The sequence below is a fragment of the Streptomyces sp. NPDC043726 genome, assembly GCF_056436565.1.
In genome coordinates, this window is record NZ_JBWKCI010000003.1 from 178,154 (window position 1) to 192,139 (window position 13,986).

At 71.9% G+C, this 13,986-nt stretch carries 15 protein-coding genes; 8 read left to right on the forward strand and 7 right to left on the reverse strand.

All coding sequences use genetic code 11. The annotated features are described in order from the left end of the window. Nucleotides 1-3 precede the first annotated feature (3 nt). Complete coding sequence (locus tag AC068Z_RS09770) at nucleotides 4-1,056, forward strand: LLM class flavin-dependent oxidoreductase (RefSeq protein ID WP_478554054.1); 1,053 nt, start codon at nucleotides 4-6, stop codon at nucleotides 1,054-1,056. 96 nt (nucleotides 1,057-1,152) lie between these two features. Here AC068Z_RS09770 and rfbB read toward each other — a convergent pair whose 3' ends face one another. Next, on the reverse strand, nucleotides 1,153-2,142 hold the full coding sequence (gene rfbB, locus AC068Z_RS09775) for a dTDP-glucose 4,6-dehydratase (protein ID WP_478554055.1): 990 nt from the start codon (nucleotides 2,140-2,142) through the stop codon (nucleotides 1,153-1,155). A 115-nt stretch (nucleotides 2,143-2,257) separates the two neighbouring features. Here rfbB and rfbA point away from each other — a divergent pair, with 115 nt between their 5' ends. From rfbA to AC068Z_RS09790, 3 genes are read left to right on the forward strand one after another with little or no spacing between them, the layout of a single operon-like run. Beyond that, nucleotides 2,258-3,145 (forward strand): glucose-1-phosphate thymidylyltransferase RfbA, encoded by an 888-nt coding sequence (gene rfbA / locus AC068Z_RS09780; protein WP_478554056.1) that lies wholly within the window; start codon nucleotides 2,258-2,260, stop codon nucleotides 3,143-3,145. A gap of 14 nt (nucleotides 3,146-3,159) precedes the next feature. Further along, entirely contained in the window at nucleotides 3,160-3,774 is a 615-nt protein-coding gene (locus tag AC068Z_RS09785; protein ID WP_478554533.1) for a dTDP-4-dehydrorhamnose 3,5-epimerase family protein, read from the forward strand. Then, on the forward strand, nucleotides 3,771-4,709 hold the full coding sequence (locus tag AC068Z_RS09790) for an aromatase/cyclase (RefSeq protein WP_478554057.1): 939 nt from the start codon (nucleotides 3,771-3,773) through the stop codon (nucleotides 4,707-4,709). Before AC068Z_RS09785 ends, AC068Z_RS09790 begins: the two co-directional genes overlap by 4 nt. 14 nt (nucleotides 4,710-4,723) lie before the next feature. Here the strand turns inward: AC068Z_RS09790 and AC068Z_RS09795 are convergent, their stop codons facing one another. After that, on the reverse strand, nucleotides 4,724-5,629 hold the full coding sequence (locus AC068Z_RS09795) for an NADP-dependent oxidoreductase (RefSeq protein WP_478554059.1): 906 nt from the start codon (nucleotides 5,627-5,629) through the stop codon (nucleotides 4,724-4,726). Between the two features lie 102 nt (nucleotides 5,630-5,731). Between AC068Z_RS09795 and AC068Z_RS09800 the strand changes: the two genes are divergently transcribed. The 3 genes from AC068Z_RS09800 to AC068Z_RS09810 all read left to right on the forward strand — a co-directional run bounded on the left by AC068Z_RS09800 (nucleotide 5,732) and on the right by AC068Z_RS09810 (nucleotide 8,964). Next, entirely contained in the window at nucleotides 5,732-7,213 is a 1,482-nt protein-coding gene (locus AC068Z_RS09800; protein WP_478554061.1) for an MDR family MFS transporter, read from the forward strand. A gap of 41 nt (nucleotides 7,214-7,254) precedes the next feature. Next, nucleotides 7,255-7,722, forward strand: a complete 468-nt coding sequence (locus tag AC068Z_RS09805; RefSeq protein WP_478554063.1) for a hypothetical protein — start codon at nucleotides 7,255-7,257, stop codon at nucleotides 7,720-7,722. Between the two features lie 90 nt (nucleotides 7,723-7,812). Further along, a complete protein-coding gene (locus AC068Z_RS09810; RefSeq protein ID WP_478554064.1) occupies nucleotides 7,813-8,964 on the forward strand; it encodes a nucleotide disphospho-sugar-binding domain-containing protein in 1,152 nt (383 codons plus the stop codon). A gap of 48 nt (nucleotides 8,965-9,012) precedes the next feature. Here AC068Z_RS09810 and AC068Z_RS09815 read toward each other — a convergent pair whose 3' ends face one another. After that, nucleotides 9,013-9,741: an SDR family NAD(P)-dependent oxidoreductase gene (locus tag AC068Z_RS09815; protein WP_478554066.1), complete on the reverse strand. Its 729-nt coding sequence runs from the start codon at nucleotides 9,739-9,741 to the stop codon at nucleotides 9,013-9,015. A gap of 26 nt (nucleotides 9,742-9,767) precedes the next feature. Next, nucleotides 9,768-10,181, reverse strand: a complete 414-nt coding sequence (locus tag AC068Z_RS09820) for a nuclear transport factor 2 family protein (RefSeq protein WP_478554068.1) — start codon at nucleotides 10,179-10,181, stop codon at nucleotides 9,768-9,770. A 159-nt stretch (nucleotides 10,182-10,340) separates the two neighbouring features. Between AC068Z_RS09820 and AC068Z_RS09825 the strand changes: the two genes are divergently transcribed. Beyond that, entirely contained in the window at nucleotides 10,341-11,078 is a 738-nt protein-coding gene (locus tag AC068Z_RS09825; RefSeq protein ID WP_478554070.1) for an SDR family NAD(P)-dependent oxidoreductase, read from the forward strand. A 43-nt stretch (nucleotides 11,079-11,121) separates the two neighbouring features. Here AC068Z_RS09825 and AC068Z_RS09830 read toward each other — a convergent pair whose 3' ends face one another. From AC068Z_RS09830 to AC068Z_RS09840, 3 genes are read right to left on the reverse strand one after another with little or no spacing between them, the layout of a single operon-like run. Next, entirely contained in the window at nucleotides 11,122-11,394 is a 273-nt protein-coding gene (locus tag AC068Z_RS09830; protein ID WP_478554071.1) for a phosphopantetheine-binding protein, read from the reverse strand. Nucleotides 11,395-11,442: 48 nt separating this feature from the next. Beyond that, nucleotides 11,443-12,705, reverse strand: coding sequence for a ketosynthase chain-length factor (locus tag AC068Z_RS09835; protein ID WP_478554072.1), 1,263 nt, complete (start codon nucleotides 12,703-12,705; stop codon nucleotides 11,443-11,445). Continuing rightward, nucleotides 12,702-13,970 carry a beta-ketoacyl-[acyl-carrier-protein] synthase family protein gene (locus AC068Z_RS09840; RefSeq protein ID WP_478554073.1) on the reverse strand — a complete coding sequence of 423 codons (1,269 nt, stop codon included), beginning with the start codon at nucleotides 13,968-13,970 and terminating at the stop codon, nucleotides 12,702-12,704. The genes AC068Z_RS09835 and AC068Z_RS09840 overlap by 4 nt, the downstream gene beginning before the upstream one ends. Between the last annotated feature and the right edge of the window lie 16 nt (nucleotides 13,971-13,986).

The following is a 13,986-nucleotide window of genomic DNA, read 5'->3' on the forward strand; positions in this document are numbered from 1 at the left end:
GACATGCGGATCGGAATCGTGTTCTTTCCCACGGTGGGACCGGCCGACAAACCGGCCGACCAGTACTTCGACGAATGCCTGCGGCTCGTCGACCTGGCGGAGGAACTGGGCTACGACCACGTCAAGATAGTCGAACACTACTTCTTCACCTACGGCGGTTACAGCCCCGACGCCACGACATTCCTCGCGGCCGCGGCGGGCCGGACACGACGCGTCAGGCTCGGCACCAGCGCCACCATTCCGGCTTTTCAGCACCCCGTGAAACTCGCCGGAAAGCTCGCCATGCTCGACAACCTGTCCGGCGGGCGGCTCGACGCGGCCTTCGGACGGGCCTTTCTGCCCGACGAGTTCGAGGCGTTCGGCATTCCGATCGATGAGAGCCGTCGGCGTTTCACCGAGAATGTCGCGGCCATTCAGAAACTGTGGTCCGAGGAAAACGTCGTGTGGGACGGGGAGTTCCACCGGTTCGGGCCCGTCACACTGCTGCCCCGGCCCGTGCAGCGGCCGCATCCGCCCGTCTTCGTGACCACCGCGCAGAGCCTCGGCTCCGTCTCCGACGCCGCCCGGCTCGGCCACCACCTCCAGACGGTGCCGAACGCCATGTCCCGGGAGGCCCTGGAGGAGCGGCTGGAGCTGTTCCGCACGGAGTGGGCGGGGGCGGGCGAGCCCCGGATCCACCTCAGCTATCCGACCGTCGTGAACGAGGATCCCGAGGTCGCGCGCAAGGCCGGGCAGGCGGACGACGAGGCCAACACGGTGTCCTTCCGGACCGCGGTCGAGTCCTGGCGCACGGTGTCCAGTGAGGCGTATCCCGGCTACGGCAAGCTCGCCGAGAAGCTGGCCAAGGGCTCCGACTTCGAGGCCAAGGTGGCCGCGAACAAGCTGCTGGTGGGCACGCCGGACGCGGTGCGGGGCCAGCTGGAGACCATCGCCGAGTGGTACGGCGACGACATCACCCTCAGCCTGGGCGTCCACTCGGGGCATCTGTCGTACGACGACGCCGCCACCACCTTGCGGCTGCTCGCCGAGAGGGTGCTCCCGGGCCTCGCCGCCTGAACGCAGAGCCCGCTGAACGCAGAGCCGCCTGAACGCGGAAGTGCCGTCCCGGGGCAGCCACCAGCCCCCGGGACGGCACCGACCCGCACAGACCCGTCACACACTCAGCGCCGCACGGTCCAGCAGCGGCTTCCACCAGGACGGGTTGTCCCGGTACCAGGCGACCGTAGCGGCCAGGCCCTCGTCGAGGGAGATCGCGGGGCGGTAGCCCAGCTCCTCCTGGATCTTGCCGATGCTCAGCGAGTACCGGCGGTCGTGCCCCTTGCGGTCCTCGACCGGCCGCACCCGCTCCCAGCCCGCCCCGCAGGCCGCGAGCAGCCGCCCGGTCAGCTCGCGGTTGGTCAGCTCGGTGCCGCCGCCGATGTGGTAGACCTCCCCGGCCCGGCCGCCGCGCAGCACCAGTTCGATGCCGACGCAGTGGTCGTCGACGTGCAGCCAGTCGCGTACGTTGCCGCCGTCGCCGTAGAGCGGGACGTCCTCGCCCGCCAGCAGCCGGGTCACGAAGAGGGGGATGACCTTCTCCGGGAACTGGTGCGGCCCGTAGTTGTTGGAGCACCGGGTCACCACGACGTCCAGGCCGTGGGTGCGGTGGTGGGCGAGGGCCAGCAGATCCGAGCCGGCCTTGCTCGCGGCGTACGGCGAGCGCGGGGCCAGCGGCTGGTCCTCGCGCCAGGAGCCGGTGGGGATGGAGCCGTACACCTCGTCCGTGGAGACGTGCACGAAGCGGCCGAGGCCGTGCCGTAGCGCCGCGTCCAGCAGGACGCCCGTGCCGGTCACGTTGGTCGTGATGAACGGCAGCGCCCCGTGGATCGAGCGGTCCACGTGGGACTCGGCGGCGAAGTGCACCACCACGTCATGGCCGGGCAGTACGGAGTTGACGAGTTCCACGTCCCGGATGTCGCCCTCGACGAAGGTGAGACCGGGATGGTCGGCCACGGACCGGAGATTGGTGAGCGTGCCCGAGTAGGTCAGCGCGTCCAGTACCGTGACTTTCGGATCCGGGATCTTCGGAAATCGTCCCGAGAGTAAATTTCGCACGAAATGGGAGCCGATGAAACCGGCGCCGCCGGTGACGAGAATCCTCATGTTCGCAGAGACTGAGGACGTCGGCTCAATATGCGGTGGTGCCCAGCTCGGGCCGTAGTGGAATTCGGCTTTTCCCGTGTGCACCACGGCAGTTGGCGTGCCTATGCTGCCATACATGCGCGGCATACTTCTCGCCGGTGGCACGGGGTCGCGTTTACGGCCCCTCACCCAGGCGGTTTCCAAGCAGCTCATGCCAGTGTTCAACAAGCCGATGATCTATTACCCGTTGACCACCCTCGTCAATGCGGGGGTCTCGGAGGTTCTGATCATCACGACGCCCCATGAGCGGGAACAGTTCCAGCGCCTGCTGGGCGACGGTTCGCAGTGGGGACTCCGACTGGAGTACGCCGCCCAGGAACGCCCCGAGGGGATCGCGCAGGCCTTCCTGATCGGGGCCGATTTCATCGGCGACGACCCGGTGGCGCTGATCCTGGGCGACAACATCTTCCACGGCACCGGACTCGGCACGCAGTTGCGGTCCCGGCGGGAGATCACCGGCGGCTGGATCTTCGCCCACCAGGTGAAGGACCCGACCGCGTACGGCGTGATCGAGTTCGACGAGCAGGGCAGGGTGACCTCCATCGAGGAGAAGCCGGCCAAGCCCAAGTCCCCGTACGCCGTGCCCGGTCTGTACTTCTACGACAACGACGTCATCGACATCGCCCGCAAGCTGCGCCCCTCCGCCCGGGGCGAGCTGGAGATCTCCGACGTCAACGCGGAGTACATCCGGCGCGGCCGGCTCCAGGTCACCGTGCTGGAGCGGGGCACCGCCTGGCTCGACACCGGGACCTTCACCTCCCTGGTGGAGGCGGGCGAGTTCGTCCGGGTCCTGGAGGCACGGCAGCGGCTGATGATCGGCTGTGTCGAGGAGGCCGCCTGGCGCGCCGGGCTCATCGACGACACACAGCTCGCCCGGCTCGCCGAGCCGCTGCTGCAGAGCGGATACGGCCGCTATCTGCTCGAACTCCTCGAGCCCAACGCCCCGACTGCCACAGCCCATTAGGAGGCGCCGTGCGGATCCGACCGCTGTCGATCGAGGGGCTGTGGGAGATCACCCCCCAGCAACATGCCGATGCCCGGGGGCGGTTCATGGAGTGGTACCGCTTCGACCGGCTCGCCGAGTCGGTGGGGCATCCGCTGGACCTGCGGCAGGCGAACCTCGCGGTCTCCTCGCTCGGCGTGGTGCGCGGTATCCACTTCGCCGATGTGCCGCCCGGGCAGGCCAAGTTCGTGACGTGTCCGGCGGGTGCGGTCCTCGATGTGATCGTGGACGTGCGGGAGGGCTCGCCGACCTTCGGGAAGTGGGAGGCCGTACGGCTGGACGGGGAGACCCGCAAGGCCGTGTACATCTCGGAGGGGCTCGGGCACGGCTACTGCGCGCTGACCGACGAGGCCACCGTCGCCTACCTCTGCTCCGCCGTCTACGCCCCCGAGCGGGAGCGTGCCGTGCACCCCATGGACGCCGACCTGGACATCGACTGGCCGCGGCTCGGCGAGCCGTGCCTCTCCGAGCGCGACGCCGGTGCGCCCACCCTCAAACAGCTCGGCCAGGAAGGGCTGTTGCCCGACTACGCCGCCTGCCGGGCCTTCACCGCGTCCCTCGACACCCGAGCGAAAGAGGCCGCCTCATGAGCGCCGCCCCCGCCACCACGGACGTGGAACACCGCGCCGAGGTCGCCGCGCCGGCCGCGCTGGCGTACCGGCTGCTCGCCGACGTCAACCACGGCCCGCGGCTGTTCCCGAACATCGCGCACATGGAACGTTTCTCCAGTGAGGACGACGGCACCAAGGAACGCGTCGGCATCTGGCTCACCTCCGACGACCGCGTCTTCCCCTGGGTCGCCCTGCGCACCCTCCACGCCGACCGGCTCCGCGTCGACTACCGCCAGGAGACCACCCAGGCCCCCGTCGCCGACATGGGCGGCAGCTGGATCGTGGAACCGCTGTCGGAGCGGACCTGTCTCGTGCGGCTGCTGCACGACTACCGGCCGGCCTCCGACGACCCCGCCACCCTGGACTTCATCGCCGAGACGCTGGACCGCAACAGCGCCGCCGAGCTCGCCGCGTTCAAGGAGGCGGCCGAACGGGAGGCCGCCGACGAGCGGCTCGTCGTGGAGATCGAGGACACCGCGACGGTCGACGGCTCGGCCGCCGACGTGTACGAGTTCCTGGCGGACGCGGCGGCCTGGCCCGGGCGGATCCCGCACATCGTGTCCGTGGACGCGCGGGACGGCGGCGAGAACGTGCAGCTGCTGGACTGGGTCACGCACACCGAGAGCGGCGTGGACCACCCCTCCAAGGTCGTCCGCGTCTGCTTCCCGCGGGAGCGGATCGCGTACAAGCATCTGCTGATCCCGCCGCTCGCCGTCGTGCACACGGGCAGTTACGTCGTCGAGGGGGACGGGGACAAGACCCTCGTGGCCTCCCGGCACACCGTGGTCCTGGCCGAGGGCACCGACGATGTGCCGCGGGCCCGTGACTTCACCCGCCGCGCGCTGAGCACCAGCAGCCGCGAAGTGCTGGCCCGCGCCAAGGAGTTCGCGGAGCGCAGGCGGCACGGCGGGTGACGGTCCCGGAGCGGTCAGACGGTGAGCACCACCTTGCCGCGCACATGGCCGCCCTCGACCTCGCGGTGGGCTTCGGCGGCGGCCGTGAGCGCGTAGGACGCGCTGATCGGCAGCACCAGCTCGCCGGCCGCCGCGAGGCCCGCCAGTTCGGCCAGCACCTCGGCGGAACGGGCCCCTCGCAGCCGTACGATGCCGTGCTCGTCGGCCGCCTTCTGGTCCACGGTCGTACCGATCCGGGAGCGGTCGGCGACGAGTTCGAGCGACGCGTCCACGGCCTCCCCGCCGACGGCGTCCAGGACCACGTCCACGGGGGCGATGTCCCGGACGCGCGCGACGAGCCCCTCCCCGTAGACGACCGGTTCCGCGCCCAGGGACCGCAGGTACGCGTGGTTGCGCTCGCTCGCGGTGCCGATGACGCGCGCGCCGAGGCGCCGGGCGAGCTGGACCGCGACGGTGCCGACTCCCCCGGCCGCGGCGTGCACCAGCAGGGTGTCGCCGGCGCCGACCTTCAGCTCCCGCAGCGCGTTGTACGCGGTCTGCCCCACGGCGGACAGGGCGCCGGCCACCTCCCAGGACAGCGCCCCCGGCTTCACCGCGACCGCGTCGGCGGGGACCGTGAGGACCTCGGTGTAGGCGGCCATGGCGGTGAAGCCGAGCACCTCGTCGCCCACGGCGAAGCCGGTGACATCGGCGCCGACCTGGTCGATCACACCCGCGTACTCGTTGCCCAGCCGCTGCGGGAACGTGACCGGGACCATGCCCTCGAAGTCCCCGCGGCGCAGCTTCACGTCGACCGGATTGACCCCGGCGGCGCGGACCCGGACGCGCACCTCGCCGGGTCCCGCGGCCGGTTCCTCGAACTCCAGCGGGCGCAGTACCTCGGGACCTCCGTACGCGGAGAACGCGACTGCCGTGGCCATGTGGTGTTCCTCCCGTTGCCCATCCGGTCAGCGATTCCCAACCACCCTACGATGCTTGGCAGTTGAGGCGCTGGAGGTGCGTCTCGGAAGCGGGAGAGAGCCATGGCTGAGAAAGACGCCGGCGACAAGCTGGACGCGCGGCTGGTGCGACTCGGCGCGATCATCGTCTGCGGCGCGTTCCTCTCGGCGATGGACGCCACCATCGTCTCCGTCGCGCTGGACAGCATCGGCCGGGAGTTCGACGCGCCGCTCTCCTCGCTCCAGTGGGTCGCGGCCGGGTATCTGCTCGCGCTCGCGATGGTGGTCCCGGTCACCGGCTGGGCCGCGGAACGCTTCGGCGCCCGGCGCATGTGGCTGTTCGCGCTCTCGCTGTTCGTCGCGGCCTCGGCGCTGTGCGGCGCGGCCTGGTCGGTGGAGAGCCTGATCGTCTTCCGGCTGTTACAGGGCCTGGGCGGCGGCCTGATCCCGCCGCTCGCCCAGATCCTGCTGGTTCGGGCCGCCGGGCCGCAGCGGATCGGCCGGGTGATGACCCTGGTGAGCGTGCCCACCCAGCTCGCCCCGATCGTCGGGCCGAGCGTGGGCGGTCTGCTCATCCACGACCTGGGCTGGCGGTGGATCTTCTACGTCAATCTGCCCCTCGGCGCCGCCGCCCTCCTCTTCGCCTTCCTCGCCCTGGAGAAGGACACCCCCGGGCCGGGCACCCCGGGCCGGCTCGACGTGCTCGGCCTGCTGCTGCTCTCCCCCGGTCTGACCGCGCTGCTGTACGGCCTGTCCGTGCTGGAGGAGTCCCCGGACGGCTTCGGCTCCACGGAGGTGCTGGCCTACGTCGGCGGCGGTACGGCCCTGCTGGCGGCGTTCGTCGTGCGGGCCCTGCGGCAACGGGAGGTGCCGCCGGTCGTCGATCTGCGGCTGTTCGCCAACCGGGCGTTCGCCGTCTCCTCAGGGCTGCTGTTCCTGCTGGGCGCCGTCCTGTTCGGCGCGATGTTCCTGTTGCCCCTGTACTACCAGCAGGTGCAGGGGCACGACGCCCTCCAGGCCGGGCTCATGCTGGCCCCGCAGGGCGCCGGGACGGTGGTCGCGCTGGCGGTGGCCGGCGCGCTGGTGGACCGGCTCGGGCCGCGCTGGATCGTGCTGATCGGCATCGCGCTGACCCTCGTCGGCACCCTCGCCTTCACCCGGGCCGGCACCGACACCAGCGACGCGCTGCTGACCTGCTCGCTGGTGCTGCGCGGCCTGGGTCTCGGCGCGGTGGCCACCCCGCTGACCGCCTCCGCGTACCGCTCGCTGTCCCAGGAGGACGTGCCCCGGGCGGCCGGGGCGCTCGTGATCCTCCAGCGCATCGGCGGCTCCCTGGGCACCGCGGCCCTCGCCGTGCTCCTGCAGTCCCGGCAGGGCGGCGAGGAGCCGTCCGCCGCGGAACTCACCGACGCCTTCAACACCACCTTCTGGTGGACCGTCGGGCTCAGCGCGCTGGCCCTGGTCCCGGCGCTGTTCCTGCCCGGCCGCCCGCGTGAGGCCGAGGGCGCCCCGGAGTCGGACGACGGCTCAAGCCCCGCGTCAGCGGATTTCGAGCGGCGGCCGTAAGGCTGCGCGGCACCACACCGTACGAAGAAGGAGGGGCCGCCATGCCCGCCACCGCCACCCCGTCTCCCCGCGGCCGGACCCGCCGTCGCGCCCTGCGCACCCTGGCCGCCGCCGCACTGGTCGTCCCCTCGCTGCTCGCCGTGGGCGGCACCGCGCAGGCGGACGGCGAGGCGGCCAAGCGCTACTCGCCGGTCGGCACGTGGTCGGCCCAGGTGACCACCTCGATACCCAGCTCCGGCACCACCAGCTTCACCTTCCTCTCCGACGGAACCATGGGCAACGCCACCGACACCTGGTACCGCACGGGCCGGACGACGTTCTCGTACGACATCGAGCACCCGCACAAGGACGCCGCCGGGAACGTCGACGGCTCGGTCGTCGGGCACCAGGACGCCGTGCTGAGCGACAACGACCACTGGACCTCGCACGGTGTGTCCAAGGTCCTCGACCTCCAGGGCAATGTCGTGAGCAGCTTCACGGTGGACGTCGTCGCCACCCGCACCTCGTAACACCCCCCGAAGGACCCGGTGCCCCGAGCGCGACCCCCCTTCCCGCCTCGGGGCACCGCTCGTTCCCGCCCGACGAACGGAGTCCCGACCATGCGTGTGCTGTTCGCCTCCCCACCCGCCCTGGGCCATCTCTTCCCGGTCATCCCGCTGGCCTGGGCGCTGCGGTCCGCGGGCCACGAGGTGCTCGTCGCCTCCTCCGACACGGCGGTGGACGCTGCCGTGAAGGCGGGACTGCCCGTCGTCGACGTCTCGCCCGGCACCGACTTCGACCAGGTGTTCGGCGGTGGCCCCCAGCTCGCGCCGGACGAGCTGGCGCGGCAGATGAAGGTGCGCGGCCAGGCGATCGTGAAGGCGGGGGGCGCCACCACCCCGGCGATGCTGGAGCGGTTCGCGACCGTCAGCGACCTGATGGCGGAGGGCACGCTGCGGATCGCCGACCGGTGGCGGCCCGATCTGGTGGTCCACGGGCGGCTCCAGGGCGCGGGACTGCTCGCCGCGCGCCGGCTCGGGGTGCCCGCGGTGGAGCACGGGTTCGGGATGCTCCGGGAGGGCGGCTTCGCGGAGGGCTTCCTGCCGTATCTCGCCGCGTCCTTCGAGCGGCACGGCGTGCCCGTCGAACTGCCCGCGCACGCGGTCCTGCACGTCGGCCCGCCGAGCCTGATGCGGGGCGAGGGCGAGGGCTGGATGATGCGGTACGTCCCGTACAACGCCGGCGGTGAACTGCCGCAGTGGCTCACCGCGCCCCGGCCGCGGGCCCGGGTCGCCGTCTCGCTCGGCACCATCGTGCCGAGGATGCTGGGCACCGGCGGGCTGGAGAAGCTGCTGGGTGCCGCCGCCGAGACCGACGCGGACTTCGTCGTCACCGGCATGCGCGAGGACGACCTGCCGACGGTGCCGGACAACGTCCGTGTCGTGCGCTGGCTGCCGCTCAACGCGCTGCTGGAGCGGTGCGACGCCACCGTGCACCACGGCGGCTCCGGCTCCACCCTGACCGCGCTCACCTTCGGCCTGCCCCAGCTGCTGCTGCCGCACGGGGCGGACAACTTCGTCAACGCGGACGTCGTCGACCGGGCGGGCCTCGGTCTGTCCGTCGACCCGCACGAGGTCACCACCGACACCCTGGCCCGGCTGCTGACGGACCCGGAGTTGAGGGCGGCGGCCGGGCGGGTGGCCGAGGAGGTCGGGCGGCAGCCGTCACCCGCCCAACTGGTGGGCGAGCTGGAGGAGTTCGCGGCCCGCTGACACACGTGAGGGAGGGACCGACCGGCGTCGGTCCCTCCCCCGCGTTGTTCACAGGTTGTGGATGCCGCCGTCCACCAGCAGCACCACACCCGTGGAGTACGCGGCCTCGGCCAGCCCCAGCACGGCCTCGGCCACGTCCTCGGGCGTGCCGATCCGGCGCAGCGGCGCCCCCGCGGTGACGGCCTCGCGCGGCCCGGTGAAGTCCGCGGTCCAGGGCGTGTCGATCAGCCCCGGAGCGACCGCGTTGACCCGGACCTCGGGCCCGGCGACGTTGGCCAGCAGCCGCGTCAGATGGTTGATCGCCGCCTTGCTGACGGCGTACGGGATGGAACTGCCCGTCGGCTTGACGCCCGCGATCGAGGAGATGTTGACGATGGCCCCGCCGCCGTCCGCCTTGAGGTGCGGCATCGCGGCCACGCTCATCTGCCAGGTGCCGACCACGTTGACGTCCAGGATCTCCCGCCAGACGGCGGGCGAGGCGGCCTCGAGGTCGGCGTGCGGGATGAGCCGGGTGGCGCCGGCGTTGTTGACCAGCAGGTCGAGCCGGCCGAGCCGCTCCACCACCGTCTGGACGATCCGCGCCGCCTGCTCCTCCACCGCGATGTCGCCCTGGACGTAGACCGCTCCGGGCAGCGAGTCGGCGAGTTCCTTGCCCTCCTTGGGCGTGTTGCGGGAGTTGACCGCCACCCGGTAGCCCGCGGCGGCCAGGGTCCGGGCGGTCGCCGCGCCGATCCCGGAGGTCGAACCGGTCACCAGGGCGGCTCGCTGCGTCGACATGTGTGTGCCTCCTTGGGGAGTACGAGTCAGGCCGTGCCGTCGTGCGTGACCCGCCGGTACCGGACGAGCCAGTCCCCCTCGTGGCGGACCAGGGTGTCCTCGGCGTAGGTGCTCGCCGTGATCCGCGGCCGTCCGCCGCGCTCGGTGGCCATGGAGAAGGCGTAGTAGCGCGTCCGTACGACGCCCTGCTCGTCCTCCGGGTCCACTTCGAGCATGCCGAGCCAGTGGCGGCGGGTGATGCCCTCGGCGACGATCTGGTCCACCCGCTTCTGGGAGGCCACGGCGATGTTCACGCGGCCGGTCAGCGGTTCGGCCACGTTCTGGTCGAAGACGCCGTCCTCGGTGAACGTGTCCGCCCACTCCTCGACGGCGCCGTTGTCGAGCAGCCGCATCTGTCGGGCGTAGAACTGCTGGATCTGCTGGAACAGACTGCCCGTCATGGAGTGCTTCTCCCTCTTCTCGGCTGCCTGGCCGGCCGCGCGGAGGCCCTCGGTGTTCCGCAGAGACTGACACCGGGCTCTCAAGGTGAACTCGATTCATCGCACAGCGGCTGCCCCGACCCTTCCCCCACGACATCCACCTCGGAAGGGAGACCATTCATGAGGCTCGACGGAAGGGTCGCGGTCGTCACGGGCGGCACCAAGGGGCTCGGCCGGCGGATCGTCGAGGCGTTCGCGCGCGAGGGTTGCAAGGTCGTCGCGGTGGGCCGGGACAAGAGCGCCGGGGCGGACCTCGCGGAGGGCGCGGGCGAGGTGACCTTGCGCGAGGCGGACGTACGGGACCCGGAGTCGGTGAGCGAGCTGATGCGCGCGGTCGCCGAGTACTACGGCCACCTGGACGTCGTGGTCGCCAACGCCGGGGTCAGCCGTCCGGGTCCGGCGGCCACGCTCGACCCGGACCACTTCGCCCAGACGATGGCGACGAACCTCGGCGGTGTCTTCCACTGCACCCGGTACGCGGTGCCGTACCTGGAGGCGAGCGCGTTCGGCGGGCGGATCGTCAACCTGTCCTCGGCGCTGGCCACCCGCGTCGCACCGGGCGCGTCCGCGTACGCGGCGAGCAAGGCGGCGGTGGAGATGTTCACCAGGGTGACGGCGGTGGAGCTGGCGCCGAAGGGCATCACCGTCAACGCGCTCTGCCCGGGGCTGATCGACGAGGGCATGACCCGCTCGATCAAGGACAACGAGCGGGTCTGGGCGGTGTATCAGCCGAAGCTGGCCATGGGCCGGCTCGGCACCCCGGACGAGGTGACCGCCGCGGCGGTGTTCCTCGCGGGGGCGGAGAGCTCGTACGTGAACGGGCATGTGCTGGAGGTGAACGGCGGGCTCAACTGGTAGGACCCGCGACGGCCGGCGTGCTCGACGCCGGCCGTCGTGCGGGTCAGGCGCTCTCCGCCTCGGCGGCCGCGAACGCCTCGTTGACCACGGCCAGGAACTCGCGGGGTGTCTGCGCGATGGACGCGGCGTCCTCATTGACCTCGATCCGGTGCTCGCGCTCGATCCGGCCGGTGATCTGGAGCACGGCCAGCGAGTCGTACTTCAGCTCGATCCACGTCTTGTCGAGGATGTCGCCGTCCAGGTCGACGGACTCGTCCGCTCCGGCACTGTCCCGCAGCAGCTCGGTGAGTTGGGTGAGCGTGATTTCGTTCGGCATCGTCACTCCGTCTGTTGAAGTCGGTATCGCAATCTGCTGAGCCGTGTCTCAACCGGCGCGGCGGACCACCATCGCCGCGTTGAAGCCGCCCCGGCCGCGGGCCAGCACCAGGGCGGTGCGCAGCGTCGCGGGGCGGGGCCCGCCGGTCACCAGGTCCAGGGGCAGACCGGCGGCGGGACCGTCGACGTTGACGGTCGGGGGGATCACCTGGTCGCGCAGGGAGAGCAGGGCGGCGGCCAGGTCCAGGGAGGCCGCGCCCGAGGACAGCCGGCCCGTCATCGTCTTCGGTGCGGTGACCGGAACACCGTTCGGACCGAACAGCGCGGAAAGGGCGAGCGCCTCGGCACGGTCCGCGGCAATCTCGCCCGCGGCGTCCGCGAACACCACGTCCACGTCCCCGGCGGACAACCCCGCGTCCCGCAGCGCGAGTCCGGCCGCGTCCCGGAGCCTCGAGTCACCGCCGAGACCGGGCGCCGGGTCGAAGGTGGCCGCGTACCCGGCGATCGTCCCGTACACCTCGGCCCCCCGCTCCCGGGCGGCCCCCGCGTCCTCCGCGACCAGCAGGGCGCCCCCCTCGCCGACGACATGCCCCGAGGCGTCGGCGGAGAACGGCAGATAGGCGCGGGCCGGATCGGTGGCCGTGCTCAGCCGGCCGTCCGCGAGCTGCGCGGCCCAGCCCCAGGGGCACAGCGCGGAGTCCACCCCGCCGGTGACCACGAGGCGGATGCCCTTGCGCAGTTGCCGTCGGGCCTGGGCGACCGCGTCGAGCCCGCCCGCCTGCTCGGTCACCAGCACCCCGCTGGGTCCGCGCAGCCGGTGCCGGATGGAGATCTGGCCGGTGTTGACGGCGTAGAACCAGGCGAAGGACTGGTACGCGCTGACGTACCGCGAGCCCTTGCTCCACAGCGCCTCCAGCTCGCGCTGCCCGAACTCGAAGCCGCCCGCGGAGGCGGCGGTGACCACGCCCGCCGCGTAGTCGGGCAGCTCGGCGGTGTCGACACCCGCGTCGGACAGGGCCTCGTCGGCGACGGCGAGCGCGAGCCGGGTCATGTGGTCGGTCTGCGGCATCAGCCGCCCGGGGATGTGCTCGGCCGCGTCGAAGCCCCGCACCTCCCCGGCGAGGCGGGCCGGGTACTGGGCGGGGTCGAACCGGCTGATCTCCCGGATCCCGCTCTCCCCGGCCAGGGTCGCCCGCCACCACTCTTCCCGCCCGAAGCCGTTGGGCGCGGCCACCCCGATGCCGGTCACGACCGGGGGTGCGGTGGCCGGTCCGGCAGGCGTGGGCTCGGCGCGGGTCGCCACGTCCGTCATCGGGCGTCTCCCTTCTCGGGGCGGATGAGGACCATCGCGCTCTGGAAGCCGCCGAAGCCGCTGCCGACGCTGAGCACGGTGTCGGTGCGCTGCTCCCGGGCGGTCAGCGGGGTGTAGTCCAGATCGCAGGCCGGGTCGGGGGTGTGCAGGTTCGCGGTGGGCGGGATGACGTTGTGCTCGATGGTCAGGGCGCTGGCCGCGACCTCCAGCGAGCCGATCGCGCCGAGCGAGTGACCGATCATCGACTTGATGGAGCTGACCGGCGTCTCGTACGCGTGGCTGCCCAGGCTGCGCTTGAAGGCGGCCGTCTCGTGCCGGTCGTTCTGCTTGGTGCCCGAGCCGTGGGCGTTGACGTAGTCGACGTCCGAGGGGTCGGTCCGCGCCTCGTCGAGGGCGACCCGGATCGCCTCGGCCATCTCCTCGCCGTCCGGGGTCAGACCGGTCATGTGGTACGCGTTGCAGCGGGTGGCGAACCCGGCGATCTCGGCGTAGACGTGCGCCCCGCGCGCACGGGCCCGGTCCAGGTCCTCCAGGACCAGTACGGCCGACCCCTCGCCCAGCACGAAGCCGTTGCGGGAGGCGTCGAACGGCCTGGAGGCGGTCTCCGGCTCGTCGTTGCGCGGCGAGGTGGCCTTGATGGCGTCGAAACAGGCCATGGTGATCGGGGAGATGGGCGCCTCGGTGGCCCCCGCGATCATCACGTCCGCGCTGCCCTCCCGGATCAGTTCGACGGCGTGGCCGAGGGAGTCGAGCCCGGAGGTGCAGCCCGTGGACACCATGGACACCGGGCCCTGGGCGCCGGCGCGCCAGGCGACCTCGGCGGCCATCGACGACGGCACGAAGTAGTCGAAGAGATGCGGTACGGCGAGGGTGTGGTCCACCTGCCAGGTGGAGCCGCCGCGGCTGACGACGTCGTACTCGGTGTCCAGGCCCATCGTGCAGCCGACCGCGCTGCCGAGGGTGACGCCGGTGCGCAGCGGGTCGAGGCCCTGTTCGAGGCCGGAGTCCCGCAGCGCCTCGCGGGCGCTGACGAGGGCGAACTGCGCTGCCCGGTCCAGGCGTTCGGCCTCCTCGGGGGTGAAGCCGTGCTCCAGCGGGTCGAAGTCGGCCTCGGCGGCGATCCGGGACCTGAACTGGGTGGCGTCGAAGGTGGAGATGGACCGGGTGGCGGTCCGGCCGGAGGTGATCAGGGACCAGAACTCCTTCGTTCCCACCCCTCCTGGGGCGACCACCCCGATCCCGGTGATGGCGACACGACGGTTCATCGGCTGCCCTTCATAA